This is a genomic window from Pseudobacteriovorax antillogorgiicola (assembly GCF_900177345.1).
Classification (GTDB): Bacteria; Bdellovibrionota_B; Oligoflexia; order Oligoflexales; family Oligoflexaceae; genus Pseudobacteriovorax; species Pseudobacteriovorax antillogorgiicola.
The window spans coordinates 20292-45233 of record NZ_FWZT01000020.1 but is presented as its reverse complement, the minus strand read 5'-3'; the positions used below and the strand labels follow the sequence as shown (position 1 = coordinate 45233).

Genomic DNA, 24942 nt, shown 5'->3' with positions numbered 1-24942 from the left:
AGGGTTTGCTAAGCCTTACTTTTTGGTTTAGCTACGCCTACCATTGTCTTTTCCCTAAAAGCTCCGATATCAATGGAGCAATCAATGATAAATGCGAGTGCTGATCTCAATGAAAGAACCGGAAGAATCCATTCCCTACAACGATGTGCTTTGCCAGCATGCAAAAAAGTCTATGTTTTGGATCTCATTGCTGGGCTCGATCGGACTTGTATTTATTTCTGTTTTGAATGCACGGATCGACTTTTTGTCATCATTTATATATCTGCCAACCCTGCTCGTGATGTTTGTCACTCTGGTCATGTACCTAAGTTCCAGCTACCGCACCTTTCGCTACTACCGAACCCTTGCCGACATGGTATGCGCCACGGGAGTTCTTGGTGCTACAGCCCTTGTGATGCGAGCTCATGAGATTCAGTTCAACCTATCCACCTCGCCTCTGCAATATTCTCAGATGATCTGCTTTGCTATCTGCTTTCGGCGGCGCACGATTGGTGTGGTGCGCAACACGGTAGTCACCATAGTTTCGATCTTGAGTCTGGCCATCTATGACAGCAATCTGGTCAGTCAGATGTATGTCCACTATGTTGGCGGCTACTTTGCTGGGATGATGATTTATATCATTGCGGAAGACCGGCTCTATAAGGATTACCTTTACCGCCAGACCGTTGATCGCGAGAGACAAGAAAATTCCAGAAAATATCGCTACCTTCATGGGGAGTTAACGAGTAAGTGCCTTCCTCACCAAATTGACCTCATCCTCAAGGGCTTAAGCTACAAAGAGACCATGCCGATCCACAGAATTAAGTTTTGGACAAGTAAGTTCATTCTACAGTCCCCCGACGACATTCTTATCACAAGGAAGCATGAAATATTCGACTCTTACCTTTCAAAACTACAAGATTTTATGAGGAGCCAGTATGAGTTTAAGTATATTCCTATGTCTCGCTTGTCTGACGGCCATGATGTTTTTGAGGTACGTGGCCCTGGCTACATCGCAAAATCGGGCCAGGATAACTATACCCTTACCTACGAATACCCGTTCCCGCTACCGAAGAATGAAAATAAGGGGCAGTTTGTACTAGCCACCGTTTTCAAGCAGCTTAATATTTTTAAGCAGGTGGTTTGCGACCAGATGGAGATGGACAACCTAGTTTTGATTTCAAGCCTCACCTATGGAGTGGGCAAGGGCATCTTCTCTGGGGAGTTATCCAACTATGAAATTGAAGGGGAATGCATCACCTTTTCAGAGACATATTTGGACGCACGGCGAGGCATTCCAGACTTGAACGAGATGATTGCCGAAGGCCATCACGCCATATTAATTCATCCTAGGGTCTATCGAGAGCTCCAGCGTTATGTGCCTGGCTTTCTGGAAAGCCGGGTGAAACCTTACAAGTTTACCCCTCATATCCGCAACGACAATCTGAATGATACAATTTACGTGCTATACGTCCATAAAAACGATAGCAGCGACTACTACCTTGAAGTTCAAAACTGGTTTCGCAGCAACAAATATAGCCATCAAGCCTGATCGTTCATCAACAGTTCCGAAGCTCTATTAAGCGCTTTAGCAACATCCTCCATGGCATCACCTTTCCTGAGAACTGTTTGATATTCGAAATTTCCCTTAGCCATCTCTTCAAGATGCTTGCGAAATGCGATGGCTGGCCCCACGAAGCGATGGGTATACCAAATAGAAACTCCGATGGTGGCGAAAATATAAGTCGCCAGGCTGAAATATATCCAGCCTTGGATGGATGACCAGTACTCTGCAAATATGTTACGTACTTCGTCTGGCGCATCGGTGAGAACCAGGATGGATTGCACTAGATCAGCAAAGTTAGTGTATATAATAATGCCAATCACAAAGGCAAATATCGCTGAAAGCGCAATACAATAGAGACCAATTTTTGTTTGTACTAGCGGCTCAAGCAGCCAGCCACTAAACTTTCTTTTGGTTAATCCTGGTTCTTTTTCAGTCATTACTTCCATCCTAGCGGGTGCTAAAGGTGAATTTTAGATCGCCAAGCATATCTTTGCGTACGGCAAAGGTAAGCCCGGCAACCTCCCAATAAAGGCATTCCACCATCTTTGGATCATTGAGCGTTTGTTTGACAACTTTTAGAGTTCTGAATGCCTTATCTTTTCGAGAATACAAAAACTTAAACTGTATGAAGCCCTTCAGATTATGCTTATCTTCTAACCGTGTTATATAGCACTTCCTCAAGTTCGCATCATTTTCTTGGATCACCTTGCGAAACTTAGGGGCAAATCGATTATTGCGTTTGAGATCGATTTTGTAGAACATCGCAATGGTTTGCTTGACGGTGTATGTAGCCCGAATATCCTGATACTGCCGTTGAGATTGTTGGGATGGCAGGACAATTTTAGGCAGCATTTTCTTGCTCGTCGGTGATTGGAATTCGGTCTTTTCCTGCGCTGGCTTTGCTACACCCTGCGCCTGCTTTGGTGGGATCTGGCCGCCTCGGGGCAGGGGGGTTGCAATAGGCAGAGGTTTTTGCTTGGGCGGATTACGGCTGCTCGGCAGACGGGGGGGCGGCGTCGGGCTTTTCGATTGGCTCGGCAGTGCCTGGGGCTTGATCGATGCTTTCCCTGCCTGGCTCGGCAGCTTGGGAATCGCGATTCCCCCCGTACCATCGGCAGGCTTCACCCCCACCTTGGGGTTTTTCAATACTAGGAGCAATTGCTTATTTTTCCGCTCAATAGCAAACCAACGTCCCCCATTATTTATTTTCCTAGCTCCCAACTGAATAGTATCTTGGGAGGGCCCCTTAAATTGATAGGAACCACGACTGGTGCTAACCGTTAGTTGAGCAATGCGATACTCACCAACAGGCAGGCGCCAGATTTTAACAGCTGCTTTTAGGTCTTTTACAATGTGATAGTCGAGTTTATAGACTTTGAGGCTCGCCGTATGGATCAGCTTAAGCTCTGATTGACCAGCACCCTGCTTGATTAACCCTCGGGAAGGCACTAGCTTGAAGAAAATGCCCCCTTCGTTGAGCTTAAACTCTTCGCCTCTCCAGATAGGAGCAGTAGATTCCTTTAATTGACCTCTGGCAGACCACGACCAGCTGATCAGTACGGCCAGGAACATTCGTAGCAAACGCAACTCCTCTGTGAATATGGTAATTATATCACAGGGTCCTGTGGGGCATTCTTTCCCACAAGAGAGATTGTTTACTCGGCTAGTTCCGTTGTTAAGAGTCCGCGATTCAGCCACTGTGAGAGTTTGGCTCTTGGGTCTTCAAGATGGCGGTCCATAGCGCCGAGTAAATCGCTGTTAAGCTCCACCGGACTTTGAAAAAGACGAAATGCCTCGGCTTCCTGATTGTTAAGATATTGATACCGCCGGCCTTGGACAATTCGATATGGAAACTTTCTGTAAAAGGAAGGCACTGATTCGTCTTTTGGATTCTCTTCCAGAGACACATCAGACATCCAAGCCAGCAATTTACCCAAGGGAAAAACCCACAGGTTCTTGTGCTGAGCCTGAAACTCATACCAGAGTCTATCGATGGGGACCGCGATGCCATCGACATAAGGCTCACGGTCTCGCTCTTTCTGATGAACCTCCGGCACAGCCTCGTAAGTTGCCTTCTCAAAACTCTTGGTTTGTCGAATCGGAAACTTGCTAGCAATTTCGTATAAAGATTCTTGCCTAGCCAAAACGAGATCTGCGGAGGCCACCAGAAACTCCTCTTCTCGGCCAAGCCAGTCGCCCCATAGCTCGCGATAGATGTCCTCGGACCAAGAGCCATCGCGGCCGCTACACGCTGGCAGATCACTGGCCCAGCGATCAAAGATTTTATAGTATTCGTCGACATCAACCCCAAGCTCCGACAAAATCCATTGCGCCAAGGCCGTTTCTATTTGCAAGATAAGGCTTTGCAGGTGATCCCAAAACTCGACCCCGACAGGACCATGACTCATTTCGCAGTAAAAACTTGAGCAGACTGAATTTCGATAATTGTGGATGCCGCACCTGCGCTGCTCGGGTATCAAGAATGGACATAGGACATCGCGCCCCTTGCCAAATAAATCCTCGCTGTTTTGCACCACAGAATCCAGCCAAACAGATGGTGACGCTTGCGTTCCCTCGGGTATGACAAATCGATTTTTGATATTGCTGAGAATTCTGTCTCGCCCTGGACCGAGATTCTTGTCCCTGAGAGCTAGACCCAACATAAAATTTGGAATTCTCGGGTAATAGGTGCAGCAGCGATAATCTTCTCGGAAGCCCTGTTTTTCGATCTGGGGGCAGGCGCTGCAATTGGATTCTTGCTCACGGGGCAAACGAAAGTACTGGAAATCTTCCGGAAGCATGAATTTCCAAAGCCCTGGTAGCGGATGACCTCCGAGTATAAGTGGTTCAAATACTTCAGAATTCTCGCTTATTGACACCATCCAGGACCTCGCGTATAAAATTTCTATTTTTACTTTCCTAAAATTTAAAGGCAAGTACTTAATATATCTACAACCTAGCAAAGCAGGTGACATCATGCCAAACAAGAATATCGAACAGCAACGAGAGCGGCTCAGAGAGATTCAAGAGGTTCTTCGCGCCAATCGAAAAATCTACAAGCCCATGTTTGGACTCATGTTCTGGCAGCTCAGCGATGCTGCTAAACACCTTTCACTAGACGATATACGCAATGAATCTATGACCTTAACTCTAACAGGTGACGACGACGAGGCGCTTGGGGCGCTTTTAGGGATCTATCTGCAAATTTGGGATAGCGCTAAGGATTTTAATGCAGCCAGTCGCTTCATCGCGAGTACACTGGAGCTTAGCGCTGATGAACTCATTCAATCTAAAGTATTGTTCGAGCAGCAAACCTTTCACTAATCTAAGATCCCAGCTAAAATGATGTCTTAGGACCTCTGCAAAAAATCATGAGCTGGGATGCCCTTGGAAAGCCATTTTATTCATTCCCCGGAAGAAGAGCACCCGTACTGCCACTGCCCCTCCCTTTTAAAAGGCCGGCGCGGTGAACTTCATATGGTCTTTTATGCCTACAAAGAAGCAGAGACCAAGCAAGCGATACTTTGCTACGCGGAGACTCGTGATCAGAAGTGGCAGAGCAGCAAAGTTCTTATCAAAGCCCAAAGTGCGTCTCTGGGCAATCCGATACTTTTTGAAAGTCCGCAGAACACCTTCCATATCATTTACAGCTCGATTGACAATGGCTACTGGGATCAGGCTTTTTTGAATTACACCAGCTTTAAGGTTCATCATCCGCTACGTCAGCCTCAGAGGCTGCGCTTGCCCCAAGGCTTCCTGGTTCGACATCCCCCCTTATACCTCAGGGGCCGATGGCTCCTGCCCTTATACGATGAGAGAACCATGACCAGCTTCCTAGCCGAGGCGAGGGAGTCTTTCACCGACTGGAAAATCTGCTATGAGTTTCCTGACCCTGGCATCATCCAAGGACAATTGGTGCCAGCTGCCGATGGCGAACTGCTAATCTTTTTCCGCCCCATTCGGGACAACGATACCATTCACTTTGCCAGATCCCGGGATAGTGGCGATTCGTGGTCAGGCTTGATCGATACGGGCCTCCCCTGCCCCCAGGCCGGAATCTCAGCAGCAGCCCAAGGACATGAGATTTCACTCATTTACAATCACACTAAGGAGCATCAACGCTTTCCCCTGAGCTTGAACCAAAGCATGGACCAAGGCAAAACTTGGCAAGAGCCTTGGCACTTCGACAAGATCCGCTTTGAGCTATCGTACCCCCAATTCTTCTTCGAGGGCTCTGACCTCCAAGGGGTCTATACCTATAACCGGCGTATGATCAAGCATGTAGCATTCAACCCCAAAGAATCTGAAATTAGCGAAGTTAGTATGCAGCGGCAAGGAATCGCTCGATTTAAGCAGATTCACCAAGGCAAAAGCTTGTTTATCATCGCCTCAGGTCCGTCTATACAAGACCTTGACCTATCCCGTTTGGATCGCAGGATGACCATGGGCCTTAATCGCTCGTTTCTCAAGTACCCCAACAGCTATTACCACTGTATGTTTGATCAAAGGCTGTTCGATCAATATCAAGACCAACTCCAGGATCACCGCTGCCTTTTCACTCTTGAAGGCCGGCCCTGGGGCGTTCAGATGGAAAACCGGGGGGCGGAGGGCTTTAGCGATGACTTATCCCAGGGCATCTATACGGGGTACACAATCTCCTACTTTGCTCTACAACTAGCGATTTATATGGGCTTCAATCAGATTTTCTTCCTTGGCTTAGATCTACAGAACACATCCCAGAAAACTCACTTCTTCGGTTTTGATTATCACTCTGCCAACCACAATAACACTGAGTTTCCTAAGATGATCACATCTTTCGAAAAGGCTGCTCAGTATTTAAAAGACAAGCCTGTAAAAGTTTATAACTGTAGCCTACAATCGCAGCTTCACGTATTTGAGAAGATAAGTTTTGATGAAGCCATGAGAATCTCCTAGAGGTCAGATCAGATGAAACGCTTGCTTCTGTGCGCTCTAATTAGCAGCCCCTTGATAGCCAAAAGCCCTAAGAACTTTATCCTCGTCATTGGGGATGGGATGGGTATGCAGCAGATCAAACTCCTTGAGTACTATCTCAATGCCAGCCAGCAGCAGACAAAGAATCAATTCCATCGACTCGATCAAAACGGCAAGCTGTTCTTAACCAGTACCGAAGCCTATGAGGCTATCACGACAGATTCGGCAGCAGCTGCAACCCACTTTGCTATCGGCATGATGAGTCGCCCCGGGATGGTGGGCCTAAAGTACGACGGCACACCCCAGCGCACGCTTCTTGACGATGCCAAGAAACGGGGAATGAGCACAGGCTTTATCAGCAACACCAGAATCACTCATGCCACCCCAGCTGCATTTCTGGCCCACCAAATCAGCCGCAAGATGGATCCAGAAATTGCCAGTGACATTATCCAAAGCGGAGTTGACGTGATGCTTTCTGGTGGCTTCGAAGCATTTCTGCCTAAAACAGTCAACGATCAAACACATAGCACCTATAAACAATATCGAAGGCTTATTCCTAAGGAGAGAGCGGTACAGTCAGCCCGGCTTGATGAAAGAGACCTCATCAGGGAGGCTCAAAATAATGGCATTGCCGTTGTATTCGATCATCCCACGCTTGATGCAGCGAACGCCTTGCCTATCTTAGGGCTTTTTTCACCTCGGAGCATGGATGATGTGATGACCGGGGCGAGCCAGCAGAATCACTCTCCTCGTGCACCAACCATGGATGAGATGACCAGCAAGGCGCTAAGTCTGCTTGCTCGCAATCCTAAAGGCTTTTTTCTCGTCGTAGAATTTGGCCAGATCGATTGGGCCGCCCACTATAACGATCTAGGTTACTTGCTTGAGCAGATGATCATGACCAATACCATACTAAGCAAGCTTATCGATTGGGTTGAAAAGGACAAGGACACCGCACTGTTAGTGACAGCAGACCACGAAACGGGCGGCCTGGGCTTTACTTACAGCAGTCGCAATATCGCGCCTTCGTTTACCTTAAACCAAACCAAATATGAGCCTCGCTATTCCCATGGCCAAGAGACGATGTTGCTCGATTGGAAAAAGCAGAAACGCAAGGGGCTGTCCGTTTTAAAGGAGTTTCTAGCTCTTGACCTGCAAGCAAGAAAAGCAGAGGCTATGAAAAAACTCGTCAACGATTCTTACCCAGTAAAAATTTCCACTGCTGAAGCAACATTACTGGTTAGAACAATCGATTCGTCTGGGCTCAAAGACTACCGCGACATGGAAAGCTATGATCAGTTTCTAGCCAATTACTACAATGGCGAAATCTATCGATTTCTAGGAGTTCTAGCCAGAGTCACCCTTCGCGATTACCCAATTGTCTGGGGCACAGGGACTCACACATCTAATCCCGTGGCGTCTTGGATCTACGGTTTTCCTTCAGCCGGGCAATACTTCAAGGGCATCATGCACGCGACCGAAGTTCATCATGGAATCAGAAAAGTCCTAGATCTTTGAAGAAGCATGCCAGAGGCAAGAAAAGAAAGGCCCTTGAAAGGGCCTTTCTTTGCGCTATTTAAACCAGAATAGGGTGATTGCAGGAATGTAAGTGATGATCACGAGGGCGATGATCAGCAGAATCAGGAACGGAATACTGGCCTTATAGATATCTGTCACAGGCCGCTCGAATCGAAAGCTCGCAATAAAGAGATTCAATCCTACAGGAGGTGTCAGGTAGCCAATTTCCAAGTTGGTCAAGAAAATCACAGCCAGGTGAATGGGATCAACCCCAAACTCCGCAGCTATCGGTGTGATGATGGGCACCACAACCACAATCGCTGAGAAGATATCGAGCATCATTCCCACAAGCAGCAGAAAGACATTCAAGCACAAGAGGAACGTAAGCTGGCTGTCCACATGCTCTTTCATCAGTTCCAAAATCAGCATCGGCACATCTTCGTCAACGATATAATTGACGAAGCCTAGAGCGCAAGCCAGAATCAGAAGGATGGCTCCCACTAGGGTCATGCTATCCTTGGTAATCTTAGGCACATCTCCAGTGAAGCTGAGATCCTTGTACAATACACAGTTCATCAGCAATACATAGGCAGCGGTCACAACCGAGGCCTCCGACGCTGTTGTGAAGCCCCCATAGATCCCTATCAACACGAAAAAGGGTATAGGCAACTCATACCGCGCTCCCCACAGGGCTCCCTTGAACTCATCGATTGAAAATGGCTCACGCGGCGCTCGTTGTTGATTGCCGCGACCCATCCAAATCGCATAAAGGGAAAGGATACCAATCAGTACAAAGCAGGGCACGATGCCTGCGAGAAAAAGCTTATCGATATCAACTTTGCCAACCAAGCCATAGAGAATGATAGGTAGCGACGGAGGAAACAGAAGCCCTAAGGAGCCGGATGCTGTGATGAGCCCTAGTGAAAAGCGGTCTGAGTAACCTTCCTTCGACAGGATCGGAAATAGCAAACCTCCTAGCGCAATGATCGTAACCCCGCTTCCTCCAGTGAATGCGGTGAAGATAGCACAAACCAGCAGACTCACGATAGCAACGCCTCCTGGCATCCATCCAAGGCCCGCTTGGGCGAGGCGCAGTAAGCGATCAGGGGTCTTAGATTCTGCTAAAAGGTAACCAGCAAAGGTAAAGACGGGGATCGCAAGCAGTGTCGGATGGTGAGCCAAGCGCACCATCTCAATGACCACAGCCGAAGTCTCAATCTCGGCAAAATGAAAGGCGGTGAGAGCTAATAAGGAAAAAACCGCAAAGATCGGCGCACCCATCAGCGCCATCAAAACAATTCCCGTAAAGATTATGGTAGCCAATGTGCCTCCTTAGCCCGCTTCGTCTGTTGAAAAGAAACTAGCGACAAGTAGATAGAAGAATCGGTAGGCGATCACCAAAAGCCCGACTGGCACGACAGCAATGAAGACACTACTATGGATACCAAGAAATTCTATCTTACCAAATTCCCACTCCACTAGAACAAGCTGGTAGCCTGCATATGCAGTCCATACAACGGCGAGCAAACAAAAGCTTAGAATCAGACGATCGATTACGGCCTTGATACTCTGGAGGCCAAAAGTGTCTAGCAGACGACCCACAAGATCGATCGCAATGTGGCTACGTGAGCCGGTCGCCACAGCACCACCGAGAAAGGCAGCGATAAATACCAGTTGCCTGGTCATGGGTTCAACCCAAAGTAGAGTGGTATTGAACCATCGAAGGACGATATTGAGTAGTGTGGCCCCAATCATGATCCCCAGCGCAACCATCAATGCGATGGTGCAAAAGCGATCAAGGCCCTCGTCGATGGTACCCATCACGGAGACGATTTTTCTCATGGTCTAGAGCTTTGTATTGAATTTGTTGACAATATCCTGAGACAAAGCCTTTTTGTCCACTAGGCTTTTTAAAACTTCAGATCGAACCTTGTTTAAGCCAGCAATATCTTTCTTAGGCCACTGGATGACTTTTACACCCTGCTTTTTAATCGCTTCAAAAGACGTCAAACCATCCTGGTAGTTGGAGTCGCTGATTTTCTTTTGATACTCAGCTGTGATTTTCTTGATTGCTTTCTGGTCATCGATGCGAATCTTGCGCCAATCTTTGCCTCGCAGAAGGAATCCCTGGAAGTGATAGGAAAAGGGTGGTTCGACAATATAGGAAACTTTTGAATGCCACTGAAGGGCCACGATTCCAAGGGCTGGGGCATAAGATGCATCGATCATACCCGTCGACAAGGATGATAGGACGTCAGGCAAAGCAACGGGCACAGCGACGAGATTGAGAGACTTTGAAAAGGCCTCGGCAAGCTTATCCCCCTGGTAAAGCCAGAGCTTTTGGCCTTTGAGGCCATCCATACTGTCCACTTTATTTTTAGTCACAATATATATTTCGCCGGTCTCATAGATACCGAGGCTCTCGAAGCCGTTTTTTGCCAGTCCTTTTTCAAAATCGTCACGGAATTCAGACAAAACTTTCTGTGAGTGCGCGCGGTCTTTGAAGCTAAAGGGAATCTCCATAACGCGCACATCGCTGTAAACATCAGCCATGGTTTTAGCTGTAAATACTCCAGCATGGTACTGACCAACCCGAATCTTTCGCAAGACATCCGGCTCATCCCCAGCAACACCGCCCCAAACAAACTTGAACTTCACTCGTTTGTTGGTGGCTTTTTTGATCTCCTTGCCCATTTCTTCGAGAAGATTTGCATAGTTTGTTCCCTCTGGAATCATGGTTCCAACTTTGAAAGTCTTCGCTTGCAAAGTCGCCGAGAGTAATAGTGAGAGCATCGTAATAGTAGACAGTTTCATTGATCCAAACCCTTAAAAAAGTTCACCTTCATTTCGAATGATTGCTTGAAATCGCTTTTCAGCCATTGCATTGAATAAGTTTAACATGCTGGACTTTGATTGAAGTGTTTCACCAGGTATAAAATGCTGCTTCGCCCGATCTTTGAACTTCGGAGCAAGCTTTCTCTTGATAGCCTGAAATTCATCTTGCTTTTCAAATGGAATAAGATACCACTCCATATAAACTACAGGAATCAGCAAGTTATCTGGATGTTTTTTCATAGCCTCCTGCATCAGCTTGACAGCCAGCTCTGGCTTTCCGCCTAAGGTTTTTGGCCTCGCTAGGTGAAACACTCCTGTCATGGCGGAACACAAGCCGTTTTGGTAGTTTGGCTTATTGGTACAAACCCATTCAATCAACTGAAAGGCAGAACTGATTTGAGATACCAAGATCATATTGTCTTTGCGAAGGTTCGCCAGGAGGAGCCAAGCTGTTCCGGTAAAAAAAGTCGTTTCTAGGTCGAGCCCATCGCCTTTATCGAGCTTGCTGTTTAAATAGTCTAAAGACCGACCTTTCTTACCTTCTTCCAGCATGGCGAGATAGGACACACCTTGTTCTTCCAGATAGGCGAAGCCATACTCAAGACCCTTTGCCAGGTTAAATAAGGCCCGGCTTTTGTGCTGCACCTCATCCACATCTGCCAGTCGCTCGTGAAGATATTCTGTATCATTCACCACGTAACCGTAAGCAGCATAGCCCTTTGTCAATAAAGCCAGAAGATCTTCATTGCCTGGATCACTGACCAGTAAAATCTCAGCGAGCTGCAAGGAACCCGGTGTGGCAGTTTTAAAAAGATCCCAATTTTTTTCTTCTTGAAGTTTAGGTGAGGCAGAACTCAGGGCGGGAGCTAGTTGGCCTATAGCCAGGCGTTGGATACTACATCCAGACAACAGGCTAGCGAACACGAAACAAAGTAGGACAAGTCTCAACATGAAACACCTCAACTTGAGCGACAGATCAACTTTACGATGATTCTAATCAATCTTGCCGGCGATTACCAGCACCTTATACAATCATTACAGGAGCTTCACGATCTGCCTTCCCGCCCTTTACCCGCCTCAAAGAAGTCTCTGACGAAAGCACTCACGGGCGACTTTGGTATCACAGATGCGTTAATTTATTTCAGCTAGTCCTTTGAAATCTTTGAAGAAATAACGACACCCTAGACAAACGCCCAATAAGAATTACAAGAAAACTGAGGCTGCAAAGTTGCTGAAATAACAGGCAATTCATCATTTATTCACAGCCTAGTGAAAATTACTATGTATGTTCCGACTGGAATAGTATTCGAGTTAACCATTCTGATTGTTGAAGAACTATGAAGCGAGTGTTTCCTCTATTGCTATTACCCGTAATTTTGCTTGCCCTGTGGCTCTTGGCTCCCAAGCCACCACAGGTTCAGCCTGATACATCGTGGTTGCTAGCCTTTGGAGAAAGCTCCTCTCAGTATACATTGAGCCAAAAACTATCCTTGAAGGCCGATGACGAAGTCTTCTTCTTTCGAAGCCGCCACCATCAGTTCAAAGTGTATTGGAATGATATTGTAATACACGAACATCACTCTTTGGAAGGAAAGGGACGTGTAAAGTGGTACATGGTGCGTCTTCCAGCAACACATTCAGATGGTGAGATCAAACTGGAGATTTTAAATGCTCCCAACCCGCAGCAAGTGCCATTCGATTTAAGGATCGATTCCTTCGCAGGATCTTTACAAAAACTGCTCCGTGATGACGGTATACATATTGCCCTAACCTTTCTCTTCGTGCTATCTGGGTTTATGGCTCTAACGCTTTATCTCATTACCAAGCGCAGAGCAGCCTTGATGTTTTCGTTTCTCGCCATCCCCTTGTCAATCTACTTTAGTAGCGCGATCGAAAGTCGCTACTTACTCATTGACAACATTGATTTTTGGCTCAATTTAAAGCTTTTAGCCCTTTTTGCTTTGCCACTGCAACTTGCCATGTTTGGCTTGGAGCTATCCTATCGCCGTCCGTGGACGTTATTCAGCCGCAACGCAGCAGCAGTATTTTTCGCCATCGCCACTGTCACAAGCAGCTTGGGCTTGGTCCAGCTCCAGGCTTTTATCCCCGTCTATCGCGCATTCGTTGCACTAATCATCGTTTACACAGTCGTCAACATGATCGTGCATCGGGAACAGATCAATGCCAACGAATCCCTCTATCAGTTTTCCTACTTGCTATTGCTTGCCAGTATCTCTTTGGGACTCAAAGAAGGGCAAGAGTGTCACCTTGATCTGGTCTGCTGGACCTCGCTAATCTTCCTACTTATTTCTTTGTATTTCGCAATCCATCGCATCATCTTGCGAAATCGGGGCAGAAGTTCGAGCACTTTGGGAATCAAGCTCAACCACCAGTCTTACGAGGAGAAACTCCAAGCACTCGCTCACATGGCTGGTGGCATTGCCCATGAGATCAACAATCCGTTGGCGATTATCTCAGGCTATACGCGGAACTTGAACCGCATCAATGTCGATGAAAGCGACCGCCCGCAATTTGAAAAAATAATTAAACGCATCCAAGGCTCGACGGACAGGATTCACTTTGTGACTGAAAGCTTTCTCCAAATGGCAGCTGGCAATACCTTTGAAGATGGCGACTCGATTCCCTCAGCCGCCGCCATCGAGAATGCCATTCTTCTTTGTCAAAGTCGCATTCTACAAATGTCAATCCAGGTAAAAACCGATATTAACTTGAAGGTACGGACTCGCTGCCCATCGCACCTACTCTCACAGGTGACCTTTATCCTACTAAACAACGCCATCGATGCGGTAGAAAAAACTTTTGAACCTCAGATATCGATCACTTGCACCGCAGCTGATGGGATCATGAGACTGAGTATTTGCGATAATGGGGTTGGGTTTAGTAAGGACGTGAGTGACAGAATTGCAGAGCCTTTTTTCACGACCAAGGATGTTGGCAAAGGCTCAGGGTTAAATCTGAGCCTTGCTATGGCGATTGTCAACCAACACCAGGGTCGACTAAGCTGGTATCGAAAAAATCAGTCCACCTGTTTTCAAGTGGAATTACCGACATCTTAGCCAAGAAAATCCTTCACAGGCTTGGAAACACCCTGCGGCTTCTCGCCTTTTAGATAAGCGAGCATGGTATCGGCATCAGACACCTCGAACGGGTCGTCACCGGCATTATCACAGAACCCTGGTTCAACAAAAACCTTCTCAATCTTGCAGTCGTCTACTAGCATGGAATAGCGCCAGGAGCGAAGGCCGAAGCCAAGATTATCCTTGTTGACTAGCATTCCCATTTTTCTTGTGAATTCGCCATTGCCGTCTGGCAGGAGAAACACATTTTTAGCGCCGATTTGTTTGCCCCACTGGAACATGACAAAGGCATCATTCACCGAAAGGCAGACGATCTCATCCACACCCTGTTTCTTAAAATCTTCGAATAGCTCTTCATAGCGTGGCAGGTGATTGGAAGAGCAAGTCGGTGTGAATGCCCCCGGGAGAGAGAACAGAACTACTTTCTTACCCTTGAAGATGTCGGACGTAGTACGATCTTGCCAACGAAACGGATTGGGTCCATCTACGGATTCGTCACGAACTCGGGTTTTGAAAACAACTTCTGGAACATTTTGCATAACCGTCATGGTAAATCTCCTCTCAACAGGCATTTAGATTGCTTCGAGCCGGTAGAATAGGCAGCTATGACACCGGCTACAGAAACATTAACATGCTATCGTTCTAATGCAAGCTCTGGATCAGAGCGAGCAGCCTCTTCAAAACTGCCTTCCTTGTCACTTTCATTCAACGAAGCTCGTTCAATGACGGGAACACCTTGAGTAAGTCTAAACCTTTCACACAAGGTTTTTGCGGCGTTCGCTTTTTATTTCAGATAGGTTTGGGACTCACTAGGAACGATGAAGGAGAACTTTAAATGAATCTATTTGGCCTACTACTGCCACTTGCCATAAGCTTGCCAACCGCAGCTTATGGAGACTTGATCCCCGATGTTAGACTTGAGGTTGATTTTGGGACTCAAGAAACGGAAACCCAGATGTTTTGGTATGCCTGGCAAGGTGACGAACGAGTGATCACCAAAGACTCTCGCACATTTGACGAGGCCTTTAACTTCCAAGCTCTTACTGTCAGGCTTGATAGCCCTTGCGGTTTCAATTATGTCGAACGCAATGGTGATCTGGATGTTTTTTTCCATAACCTCACCTTAGATGCCCTCTGCGCCTGCACCAAACTGAGCATGAGCTTCGTCGGGCTCCCCCAGGGGGAGTATGATATTCGCTTTGCCTTTTTCGACGAAAAGGCTCAGCTGAACCAAACCCTCAGCATCTATCAAAAAAACGGACCGAATCGCAAGAAAGTCCTCGATACCCAGATCAAGGAAACCGTGCCCACTGGCCCACTGAAGTTGGATCAAATATTTTTCTCAAGCAATGGCAGAGATGCCCCAGCCTTTGAGATTATCACAGGAGCAGCAACGCCGATACTGGTGAATGGTTTTGTGATCACCCTCTATAAGGATAGCGACGAAAACCCGAACCCGAACCCGAACCCGAACCCGGACCCGGACCCGAATCCCGACCCAAATCCTACCCCTGACCCTGAAGAGCCAGAAGGACCAAGCAAAGGCAAGATTAGACCTATCCCCCTCGGCGATGCAGCTTTTGCAATGAAAATTGCCCCCCAGGAAGATCGCTACCTGTGTCTCGTTGAGATGGCCCAGCAAGCTTTCATGGGAGAGTATCAGATGGGAAAAAACTACTGCCGATACGTTAATCGGCAGGGATTGCTCATGGAAGAACTCAATGGCGTTAAACTCATTGAAAGCAAGGCAGAACTGCAATGGAGCGAGGCTCAAGACGATCCATTGACCATTTCCTTCGACAAGCAAGTCCTAACGCCCTGCCTGATTGTGCTAGGAGATGAACGGTTCTCTGGCTACATTCGCTACGATGGAGCCTGTGCCGCAGTTGACTATGTGTACAACGACCCCATCCTATCCTGGACCTACTCGACCTTAAGCTGGCGGGAGTCTTAGGCCCAGGGTTTAGGCTTTCTTACGATGCGGTCCCCATGGGGGCCGTGCGAACCTGCTTTCCTTCCATAGCCATCATCGATTCTTCACCGGTAAAGATGGAGATGAGTTTCTTCAACCTTGTCCAAACCGATTCTTGAATATAAGGAACACCATATTTCTCACAGAGCGCTTTCAGCTCCGGCTGCGCCTTTTGATATTGAAGTAAGGTCATATCGGGCCAGACGTGATGTTCAATTTGATAGTTCAGCCAACCATGAAGAAAATCGTTCAGGTCACCACCGCACTTATAGTTGACTGATCCTACGATTTGGCGGATGAAAAACTCCTGCCGATCCTTCGGGGCTCCTTCGAAGCGATAGAGATCGCTGCCTGTATGATTCGGCACAATTGTGGCAAAGGTATGTAAGTTGGTGATGATCTCAGCCATAACTAGAGTTAAGAAAATGTTGACCGCCGCGGGTATTCCAAACACCAAAAACCCAGCCGGAACCAAACCAAAGTTGATGACTACATAGGGAATATAGGACAGCCGCATCAGCGCCCAACCTTCTTTTGTCCATGGCCAGAAGGTTCGATCACCAAACTGCAAGCGATCGAAGTACGAATCGGCACCATCTTTTTTCTTCGGGCTAAAAAGCTGCTTGATAGTTGATGGTGCATAGTAGGACCATTTCCACTGGGATGCAATAATCGACAATATCGACACCTTCAGCCAACGAGGAGCTTTGATCATCCGTGCAGGCAGAACGTTGTCTTCGAACACGTCAGGATCGAATCGCTCGCCAAGACGGTAGTGATGAAGAACGTTATGCTCCTTCTCCCAAGCGGCTGGATCAATCCAGTCTAACCAATCAAAGAAGCGTCGCCAGCCTTTGGCAAAGGTTTTACTATTGTGAGGCCCTATATCTTCACTTTTGTCGTAGGCTTTATGCAAGACGTGATGAGCTATGGTTGTCCAACGAGTGAACTTTCCTTGACTGATAAGATAAGCAGAAACCGGGTTGGGAATGAGCATTCCTGTTGCGTAGCCTGCGAATGATGAAAGCCGACCCCAGCGGATGATTTTCTTCAAGTGCTTGCGATCATCTGCCCCAAAATCAGCGCGAATCTTGTCTTCGAGCTTTTGTAATTCTTTTGTAAATCCGTCCAAATCAATGTCTGAGAAGCGCTCTTCGAAACGAGTTCGAAGATTCTGGGAGGGCTTTTGTTTTAACCAGACCACGTTTACCTCTTCCTTGTGGATTGCAAGGCCTACACCATATAGGTACTTATTTAGCTAGTATAGTAAAAAAGTTAGGTGACACCAACTGCGGTCTACTAGGCCTATTCGGGAAACGGTAGCACATGATCCCCAGCATGAAGTGAAGATACCAGGAGTAAGTTAACTTCAGAATTCATGTAGGGGTGGCTTCGACGACCATTCAGAGCAACAAACGATTCGGCATAGACTGCTACAAGATTAGGCTGTCTTTGCCCCAGAAAATGAGCGAACTGAACTATCATATCCGCCTGCGTGCTCATGGTCTTTACTTGAACCGGGCTAAGATAATCATGAGGGTAGTACAAACTCTGCTGGCCATCGGCATCTTCTCCGATAAATCGCACCACTCCAGCTTTCTCAATTAGCATCACTTTCCAGCTAAAGCGAAACCCCTGCTCGTGCCACAGAAGGTTGCCCCCATAGAGGTGATGACGAAACGGCAACAAAATCTGCACCAATAGGTACAATGCGATCGGTAAGATTAAGGCTTTGGGAAAATCCCGAATTTGGGATGATCCCTTGAAGCGCAATGTAATCCCAAGTCTCTTGGGCCAATCAGAGGGAAAGAATAGGGATGCATTGCCAATCATCAGCCAAGGAAACATTCCTAGGTTGAAGAGTTTCGCCGTCAAACCATGAAAAACCACAACGGCAAGAAAAGCGGGAACTCTAGTTTTCCTAAAACAAAGGAGGAACGGAACGGTGAGATCAAACAGGGCACCACTCCAGCTTGCTAAGTAGGCGGTTTCTTCATAAGCGAAAAATGGCCCGATGAGTGGGAAGTCCTGATTGGCAGCTAGCCAGATTTTGAGGGGCTGAGCCAGCACCAGCCAATCGTATCCAAGCTTGGCAACTCCGGCAAAGAAGTACACCAGCCCCACCTGAAAGCGAAGGAGCCACAGCCAAGCTTGGTTTATTTGAGAGCCTCGACCAGAACCGATGGGCATGAGTGCTAGGATCACAGCCAGGAGGCTCACCAGATAGTAATGATTAAGATAGGTGGTCTTATCGATCAACTCAATGTAGGTAAACGAGCAGAAGAATAGCAAACAAAACCAGCGGTGAAACCAGCCCAGGGCGATCCCTAAGGCCGAAATTCCAACGATGAGAAAAAGGCACTCCATCCAAGGGCTTGGTAATGCCCTAACCCAAGAGAATCCTTCGTAAAAGAAATGGAAAGTGGGGCTGAGGTAGAACTGGTCAATCCAGCCATAGTAAAACTGTCGAGCCACGGCAAAAACCATCATGAGTCCGAAAAAGATCCGATAGATTACCAATGAGTCTCTGGGGATCTTTTTCGACAGCTGCCGGCATAGGCTTGCCCCTCGCCCACCCGTTTCCATTTAAGATCAATCTCCGTCGTTGTCGCTAAAGGTTGGAGTTACCCCCAGGACTCCAGCAACATCAGCTGCAAATAAGCGAAGAAGCTCTTTTAGGCTCGTGAAGCAGCCTTCAACCAGCGCTGCTTCATCCCCCTGGACCGCGATACTCAGGCTGCCTGTAGTTTGACCTAACGAAGATTCGGCAGCGGTGATCGCTGCAGTCACTTCTTCATACAGCTCGGGAGAGCTTTCTTGAATGATGGCTGCCACGCTGTTGTCTTGAAGACTATCGCCGCCAAGAAATGCCTGCCGGATCGAGCTTAGATTGGTAAGAATCAGGCTTTTACTCAACTGTCCATAAGGAGACTCGACGTCATCAGGTTGGGCAACCCCATTATTCCGCTTGCCTAGGGGTCTTGCCACTTTATCACCTTCAATGAATTGAATCGTGTGAATCATCTGATTCACCATATCGTCTAGTGCTTCGGTTTGTTTTCCATACATGGAGTCTTCCGAGCCAGCGTCAACAAAATCACGACGAAAATTATCACCACTTTCAGCCCAAGAGCTGTGTAATGCAGCCGTATTATCGGCTAAGGTGGCGGTTAAACTCAGCAAATATTGACAGCGGCTTTCGTCGGCAACGAAGGCACTGGCATCAAGATCACGATTGGCTCCGTAGATCATATATTCGATCACTGGCAAGCCTTTTACAAGAGCCCCACCGGCTTTCACGTCGGCTTCACTGAGGGCTCCCGCAGCAATAAAAGTTTCAATATCATTCACGCGAATCGGCCAGGAATGAATCTTTGAGTCGAGCCGCTGGGATTTAATGGGACCGAAATTGTGAACTTCAGTGGTAGCAAATGCGAGGTAAGCAGCCGACCAAGCTGCTTGTGCACCACTATAGGTCTCAGCGCTAGGATTGGTGCAAAGCTCCAACACTGCCGTTTCTAAGGCTTCACCCTTCTGAGCAAGGTCTTCATAGTTTGGCAGGATGATCGAATCGGCGTAGAGTTCTAAAAGGTTTTGACGATCGACGACCGTCTGTGCGGCTGGATCACCCGCCTCCTTGCAACCTTGCCAAAGCACTAAAGAGCCTATGCTTAGGCCGACAAACCAGAAGTATTTCATTACAAAGACTCCAAGAACTTAATCAATTGTTGCCGTTCACTACTGGACATGGCCTTGTAGGCATCACGAGATGATTGCCCCTCGCCACCATGCCATAGAATTGCTTCACTGATGTTTCGTGCCCTACCATCATGGAGCAGACGACTATGACTATTTACAGTTTCGATGAGACCTAAGCCCCAGAGCGGTGGCGTTCGCCATTCACGGCCTGAAGCTAGAAAATCGGGTCGATTGTCGGCCAGTTCCGGCCCCATATCATGTAACAACAGATCTGTGAAAGGGTGGATGGTTTGCCCGGCAAGGCGATCAGAAAAAGGGTTATCTCCTGTTTCAAACTGAGCAACGTGACAGGTATTGCAGTTCGCTTCAAAAAATAAAGCCTTCCCCGCGATGACTTCAGGATCACTTTCGTTCCGTTGTGCCGGAACTGCAAGGGTTGCCGAATAAAAGGTGACATCATCAAGAATAATATCGATTAATTCGGGCTGGCCATCCTCGGAGCCACTGGCAGCAGCCGTACATTCCGCCTGCGCTTCGGCACAATTTTCATTGGTAAATATGCTGGATGTTATGCCGATGTCCCCTAGGAAAGCACCAGCGGTTTGCTGACGAAGGTTCGGCTGGTTTGCCTTCCAACCGAATCGCCCCAGTTTCAAGGCTTCAGCCTCAAAATCCCAGACTTCATTGATACGGCCTGAGATTCCATCACCATCTTGGTCTTCCGGATCAGCCAAATCTCGAATGGCTTGCTCAGGAATGGCTTCTAAAAGCCCTAGACCAATCATACTCGGAGCCACTCTCGGGGAAAAAAGCAGGTCAGCTGGCAAAGCTCCGAAAGCAAGATTGTCGAAACTATATTGTGGTTGCAGGAGTTCGTAGGCCTCACCATCATCGAAGGAGCCTGCTTGAACGAGGTATTCCACCGAAGGAGAACCTTCTGCTGGCACTCCGGGAACAGAGAAGTTCTGTAGCTGTCCGCCATAGTTCGGCACAGGCAATGGCTCTCCATGGCTGCCTTCCCCAGGAATACTTAGCCTCACCAGCATCGTTGTAAATGGCTGGCCTGCCTCTGGAGGTCTGCCACGACCATCTTCCACATGACAGGCTTCACAGGCCCTAGCATTGAACACTGGGCCAAGACCATCTCGTGTGTTGGTAGATGCGGGAGCAATCACCCACACGTCACGAAAAAGAGCACGACCACGATTAAAGCTGCGGGACTCTTCAATAGAAAGCTTCTCCACCTCGCGAGAGAAAGCCCGGGACGTGCTATCATAAACAGTCGCTTGGCCCCCCAGGGGGCCAAGCTGAAAGCTATCGCTAACAAGGGATTCGTTTCCGTCTTCACTCCCGCTCTCTGTGCAAGCTGCTGCAAGCACCGCCAAGGCAAGAGTCATAGGGACAACGACTAACAGTTCTTTCAATTCTCTTCTTACTCCGGTAACTCAACGCTTATTGTTCCAAGGCCTACAGCAGTTGCTGCTGAGACAAGTTTTTCAGCGACCTCCTGAAGCTTGATAACCAGATTGTTAGCCTGTGCATAGCCATCAGAGCTCTCATCCACGATAATCTGATCGAAGGTCAAAGGCAGTGTTTTAGCAAGGGTCACCGCTTCGTCGAGAAGGGTTTTAATCTCCTCGTCAAGATCTGGATCGACTTCTGCCACAAGTGCTGATAAGCCGGTGCCAGTAAGGCTTCCATACTGACCTAAATACACATTTTGCACGCCTAAAGCGTTGTTATAGATATCAGCATTGGTGTTATCTGAAAAGCACGAATGCTCATCCTCCTGGGACTTGTTGGCAAGAGCGACATCAATTCGCTCTCCACCCAGTTCACCTTTTGCCAGAATCCCTATAGAGGTGAACATAGCCTTCAGTGACTCGCTAGTGTCTTGAGCTAGGAAACTTGCATTGCGATAGTTGCTGGCATCTTCGGGAGCCCAATCCGCAACAAGGGTGGTAAGGTCTTCGACCAAAAGCTCAGCTGTTAGCTTGAGATACGTCCCTCGTCGGTCGGCATTCGCCCGTGTTGTGTAGTCTGTATAAGGTCTTGTCCCAGGGCCAGTGGCACTCAGATCTTGGCCCCAAAGCAGAAATTCGATGGCATGGTAACCTGTGGCAATGGCTTTTTCAGCATCAAAACCGCTTCCAGAACTTAAGATATCTCCCTGGCCTCCCTCATTATAGCCAGCGATACTTGCTTTAGAAATTTCAAGAGTTGAATTGATAATACCCGCGTCTTCATCACCGTCAACGTAATCAAGGTAGACCTCATCGAGAGGCCAGGCATTGAGCTGACCCTCGGGGCCATCGCTATCATCAATAGGGCCATCGTAGAATCGATAGGCTTCAGATTGGCCATAGGGATCACGGGACGCGAGCCAAGCTTGCTTCGCCTCTTCCAGACCAGCCTCACTGGGAGCCTCGACAAAGCTATCAACAGCAGATTTCAATGCAGTAGCTGTTTCTAGGGCATCGGTGTAGTTAGCGTAAACAATTGCAGCGTAGTTCTGAACTGCTGCTTCACTGGTCGGCTGAATGGGTTCGTCATCATCGGTACAGGAACCAAGAAGCGTACTAGAGAGCAATAGAGCGCTCATGAGCCTATATTTCATCGACTTATTCTCCAATTTTTCGTTTTATACAAGAGTCTATCGGCTGGGTCTCAACTGATCTTGAGAACAATTATCACTTTCATTTGCAAGTCACAAGCATATATCCAAGAATTTTAAAAATAGATTGATAAGCTCCTTCGCGCCCTGCAACTGCGGGCTCAGATAAGAGGTTATAGAGTTTCGCCCGTGACACCTTGTCACCCAATGTGGCGCCTCGTTTCGAATCAGTCGCACTTTGTGGCATTCCCCTGTTTTTTGACCCATGTAAAGTGAAAAGGTATTGAGGAATGGAAAGGCAATTCCGAAGAATGAATGAACAGGTTAGGAGAGCCCTTCATGTTTGGTTTTTTAAAAGTCGACCCTGAGAAGAAGATTAAGAACCAGATTCAGAAGCTATACGAGCAAGCCGTGCTCTATCAGCGAAATGGTAAGCTCCGGGAGTATTCAGAAGTGATGGCTGAAATTGACTCCCTAGAGAGAAAGCTAGATCGTGAGCAACTAAATTGAGCGCGGGCTAATATTAGCCCGTTTCAATTCAGCCTCCCGGTATGGCTTCCGACTCCCCTTTCCCACCAATTTTAGCGTGATTCATATGTTAACCGCCTGTTTAAGGGGTCCCTAAGCTGTTGATTACGCTGTCAGCAATGTAATTAATTAATTTGCATCATGGCATCTCCGAAGCTCTCGCTATGTCTAGGGCAAAGAATGATTGGAGCATGACGCTATGAAAATTAGTAAAATCCTGGGAACCACCCTAACGACACTGAGCCTTCTAACGTTTCCCGCATTTGGTAAGGGTTGGGAAAAAGTCGACCGCGACGACGGCGTTGATGTATTCCGCAAGGAGATCCCTGGCAGTTCGCTGGTTGCCTTCAAAGGGGTTAAGGTAATGAACCAGCCTATCACCAAAGTATCCCAGGTGCTACTCGACAAGAACGGCAAATCACGACTCGAATGGGTCGACATGGTAATCGACTTCAAGTTTTTAGAACAGGGCAAGTATAAGGCGATCGCCTACTCTTCTTATAAGGTACCTTGGCCGCTCCTCAACAGAGACTACGTTACACAATTTGATTTGAAGATTGACAATATTGCCAACCAAGTGATTGTTTCGCTAAAATCGGTGGAGCATCCCGATGCTCCTGAAACCATCGGTGTCAGAGCCAATCTCATCGATAGTCGCTACGTCCTTACTCCACTACCTAATGGCAAGACCAGGGTATCTGTAGAAATCCAAACCGATCCTATGGGTTACATCCCCTCTTGGTTAGTCAACCTGATTCAAAAGTCCTGGCCATCCAAAACACTCAACGCGATGGAAAAGCAAGCAGCTAAGGCCAAGACCCCTCACAATGAGATCATAGCGAATGAGCTACGAAGCCTTAAACAGATATCTATGAAGTAGTAACAAGTATTTATGGGAACCATCATCAGTGGGCGGTTTCAGCGCCTCGCATCCTTCGAACACCCCGCCCGAACTTTTCATTAGCTCGGAAAAATTTCTTCGGTAAGAATCGAAACACCCGATAGGCGAGACGAGCCTTCTTTGGCAAAACGATAAGGCTTTTGTTAGCACGAATCCCAGCCATAGCCTCTGTGATGAACTCATCGAGTGAGATCGCTCCACCTGCGTTAGCCACCACTTTTTTCAGGGCATGGGGGCCAACATTATAAGCTGCAGAATCCTTAAGGATATTGGTTTTGACAAAGGCTGGGCATAGAACGTTGACCTTGATTCCATAGGCAGCGGCTTCCGCCCGAAGACCCAAGGTAAGGCCCACCACGGCATGCTTACTCATTCCGTAGGGCACCGCACCAGGCATGGGTATCAATCCAGCTAGGGACGCGGTATTGACGATTTGTCCCGACCCTTGCTTGATCATAATAGGATAGACCTCTTGGATGCCATAGATCACGCTCTTGATATTGACATCGATCATTCGCTCCCAAGTTTCTAGGGGAACATCGCAAACGCTTCCAATCATGCCGATCCCGGCATTATTCATCATCACATCAATACGACCAAAGCGCTCCATCACAGCGGTCACCAAGTCTTTGATACTCTGATGAGATGCAACGTCGACCTGCATGAATTCAGCCACTAGATTTTGCTCTTTAAAGCCTCTCTTGGTTGCCTGTAGGCCTGACTCATTGATGTCAGCCAGCACAACCTTGGCTCCTTCGCGGGCCATAGCCTCCCCTAGTTTAAGGCCTAACCCTGAAGCTCCCCCCGTAATTACCACCACCTGATCCCGATAGCTCATGGCGCCTCCAGTTGTTTGGTAAGGATTTGATAGGTGGGCATTCTAGACGGGAGCTACCTTCATAGCAAGCTGATAAACCAGCGGTCAAACTAGAGGGCCAAAAGTCTAAATTTGCGAAGTGACAGACTAAAACTTAGTGCTTTGGCGACGCCGTTGCTCGATGATATCTTTTTCTTGGATCTCTTTTTGTTTCATGTAATCTTCAAGCGACTGGCCTGTGGTCGAGCGGGTATTGCGAATGATGGTCAGAACCCGATCGAGAAGATGAGGGTCGTGGATAATCGCCGCTTTAAGGGATTCCAGTATGTTGTGATTTTTTTCTTTCGTCATCACAGCCTCCTCTTTCAATGGACTCGACATATAGCATCATTATGCCAGAAGCTCTTTCCCACTAGATCGGCAATTTAAGCCAGCAAACTGAATTTTTTCGATTGACCTAC

General features: G+C 47.7%; 23 protein-coding genes. 8 read left to right on the top strand and 15 right to left on the bottom strand.

The annotated features are described in order from the left end of the window. The first annotated feature begins 109 nt into the window (after positions 1-109). The gene (locus tag B9N89_RS22315; RefSeq protein ID WP_132322927.1) at positions 110-1531 is read left to right on the top strand and encodes a hypothetical protein; all 1422 of its coding nucleotides are present in this window, start codon (positions 110-112) and stop codon (positions 1529-1531) included. Here B9N89_RS22315 and B9N89_RS22310 read toward each other — a convergent pair. From B9N89_RS22310 to B9N89_RS22300, 3 genes are all read right to left on the bottom strand, one after another. Further along, on the bottom strand, positions 1522-1983 hold the full coding sequence (locus B9N89_RS22310) for a hypothetical protein (protein WP_132322929.1): 462 nt from the start codon (positions 1981-1983) through the stop codon (positions 1522-1524). The two genes, B9N89_RS22315 and B9N89_RS22310, sit on opposite strands and share 10 nt — an antisense overlap. Before the next feature lie 10 nt (positions 1984-1993). Further along, positions 1994-3127, bottom strand: coding sequence for a hypothetical protein (locus tag B9N89_RS22305; protein ID WP_132322931.1), 1134 nt, complete (start codon positions 3125-3127; stop codon positions 1994-1996). A 74-nt stretch (positions 3128-3201) separates the two neighbouring features. Then, positions 3202-4428, bottom strand: a complete 1227-nt coding sequence (locus B9N89_RS22300; RefSeq protein WP_132322933.1) for a hypothetical protein — start codon at positions 4426-4428, stop codon at positions 3202-3204. A gap of 94 nt (positions 4429-4522) precedes the next feature. Here B9N89_RS22300 and B9N89_RS22295 point away from each other — a divergent pair, with 94 nt between their 5' ends. From B9N89_RS22295 to B9N89_RS22285, 3 genes are read left to right on the top strand one after another with little or no spacing between them, the layout of a single operon-like run. Next, positions 4523-4870: a hypothetical protein gene (locus B9N89_RS22295; protein ID WP_132322935.1), complete on the top strand. Its 348-nt coding sequence runs from the start codon at positions 4523-4525 to the stop codon at positions 4868-4870. A gap of 57 nt (positions 4871-4927) precedes the next feature. Further along, positions 4928-6481, top strand: coding sequence for an exo-alpha-sialidase (locus B9N89_RS22290; RefSeq protein ID WP_132322937.1), 1554 nt, complete (start codon positions 4928-4930; stop codon positions 6479-6481). A gap of 12 nt (positions 6482-6493) precedes the next feature. Continuing rightward, positions 6494-8017, top strand: a complete 1524-nt coding sequence (locus B9N89_RS22285) for an alkaline phosphatase (protein ID WP_132322939.1) — start codon at positions 6494-6496, stop codon at positions 8015-8017. Between the two features lie 54 nt (positions 8018-8071). Here B9N89_RS22285 and B9N89_RS22280 read toward each other — a convergent pair whose 3' ends face one another. Genes B9N89_RS22280 through B9N89_RS22265 form a run of 4 tightly spaced genes read right to left on the bottom strand, consistent with a single transcriptional unit; the run spans position 8072 to position 11803 of the window. Beyond that, the gene (locus B9N89_RS22280; protein ID WP_200820767.1) at positions 8072-9340 is read right to left on the bottom strand and encodes a TRAP transporter large permease; all 1269 of its coding nucleotides are present in this window, start codon (positions 9338-9340) and stop codon (positions 8072-8074) included. A gap of 9 nt (positions 9341-9349) precedes the next feature. Further along, positions 9350-9859 (bottom strand): TRAP transporter small permease, encoded by a 510-nt coding sequence (locus tag B9N89_RS22275; RefSeq protein WP_132322941.1) that lies wholly within the window; start codon positions 9857-9859, stop codon positions 9350-9352. A gap of 3 nt (positions 9860-9862) precedes the next feature. Further along, positions 9863-10831: a TRAP transporter substrate-binding protein DctP gene (dctP, locus tag B9N89_RS22270; RefSeq protein ID WP_132322943.1), complete on the bottom strand. Its 969-nt coding sequence runs from the start codon at positions 10829-10831 to the stop codon at positions 9863-9865. A gap of 12 nt (positions 10832-10843) precedes the next feature. Beyond that, the gene (locus tag B9N89_RS22265; RefSeq protein ID WP_132322945.1) at positions 10844-11803 is read right to left on the bottom strand and encodes a TRAP transporter TatT component family protein; all 960 of its coding nucleotides are present in this window, start codon (positions 11801-11803) and stop codon (positions 10844-10846) included. A gap of 386 nt (positions 11804-12189) precedes the next feature. On the opposite strand from B9N89_RS22265, the gene B9N89_RS22260 reads away from it, so the two are divergent. Continuing rightward, entirely contained in the window at positions 12190-13929 is a 1740-nt protein-coding gene (locus tag B9N89_RS22260) for a sensor histidine kinase (protein WP_132322947.1), read from the top strand. Here the strand turns inward: B9N89_RS22260 and B9N89_RS22255 are convergent. Next, positions 13926-14498, bottom strand: coding sequence for a peroxiredoxin (locus B9N89_RS22255; RefSeq protein ID WP_132322949.1), 573 nt, complete (start codon positions 14496-14498; stop codon positions 13926-13928). The genes B9N89_RS22260 and B9N89_RS22255 overlap by 4 nt on opposite strands. Before the next feature lie 287 nt (positions 14499-14785). Between B9N89_RS22255 and B9N89_RS22250 the strand changes: the two genes are divergently transcribed. After that, positions 14786-15904 carry a hypothetical protein gene (locus tag B9N89_RS22250; protein ID WP_132322951.1) on the top strand — a complete coding sequence of 373 codons (1119 nt, stop codon included), beginning with the start codon at positions 14786-14788 and terminating at the stop codon, positions 15902-15904. 19 nt (positions 15905-15923) lie between these two features. On the opposite strand, the gene B9N89_RS22245 is transcribed toward B9N89_RS22250, so the two are convergent. The 5 genes from B9N89_RS22245 to B9N89_RS22225 all read right to left on the bottom strand — a co-directional run bounded on the left by B9N89_RS22245 (position 15924) and on the right by B9N89_RS22225 (position 22238). Further along, a complete protein-coding gene (locus tag B9N89_RS22245) occupies positions 15924-17126 on the bottom strand; it encodes a fatty acid desaturase family protein (protein WP_132322953.1) in 1203 nt (400 codons plus the stop codon). A gap of 101 nt (positions 17127-17227) precedes the next feature. Then, a complete protein-coding gene (locus B9N89_RS22240) occupies positions 17228-18508 on the bottom strand; it encodes an HTTM domain-containing protein (RefSeq protein WP_132322955.1) in 1281 nt (426 codons plus the stop codon). Positions 18509-18514: 6 nt separating this feature from the next. Next, complete coding sequence (locus B9N89_RS22235; RefSeq protein WP_132322957.1) at positions 18515-19621, bottom strand: imelysin family protein; 1107 nt, start codon at positions 19619-19621, stop codon at positions 18515-18517. Then, the gene (locus B9N89_RS22230) at positions 19621-21018 is read right to left on the bottom strand and encodes a di-heme oxidoreductase family protein (protein WP_132323017.1); all 1398 of its coding nucleotides are present in this window, start codon (positions 21016-21018) and stop codon (positions 19621-19623) included. Before B9N89_RS22230 ends, B9N89_RS22235 begins: the two co-directional genes overlap by 1 nt. Positions 21019-21053: 35 nt before the next feature. After that, entirely contained in the window at positions 21054-22238 is a 1185-nt protein-coding gene (locus tag B9N89_RS22225; protein WP_132322959.1) for an imelysin family protein, read from the bottom strand. Between the two features lie 336 nt (positions 22239-22574). On the opposite strand from B9N89_RS22225, the gene B9N89_RS31495 reads away from it, so the two are divergent. After that, the gene (locus B9N89_RS31495) at positions 22575-22745 is read left to right on the top strand and encodes a DUF6435 family protein (RefSeq protein WP_159455560.1); all 171 of its coding nucleotides are present in this window, start codon (positions 22575-22577) and stop codon (positions 22743-22745) included. Between the two features lie 217 nt (positions 22746-22962). Continuing rightward, positions 22963-23643 carry an START domain-containing protein gene (locus tag B9N89_RS22220; RefSeq protein ID WP_132322961.1) on the top strand — a complete coding sequence of 227 codons (681 nt, stop codon included), beginning with the start codon at positions 22963-22965 and terminating at the stop codon, positions 23641-23643. A gap of 25 nt (positions 23644-23668) precedes the next feature. On the opposite strand, the gene B9N89_RS22215 is transcribed toward B9N89_RS22220, so the two are convergent. Together B9N89_RS22215 and B9N89_RS22210 are read right to left on the bottom strand one after the other, a co-directional pair. Continuing rightward, on the bottom strand, positions 23669-24502 hold the full coding sequence (locus B9N89_RS22215) for an SDR family NAD(P)-dependent oxidoreductase (RefSeq protein WP_132322963.1): 834 nt from the start codon (positions 24500-24502) through the stop codon (positions 23669-23671). 126 nt (positions 24503-24628) lie between these two features. Next, positions 24629-24832, bottom strand: a complete 204-nt coding sequence (locus B9N89_RS22210; RefSeq protein WP_132322965.1) for a hypothetical protein — start codon at positions 24830-24832, stop codon at positions 24629-24631. Between the last annotated feature and the right edge of the window lie 110 nt (positions 24833-24942).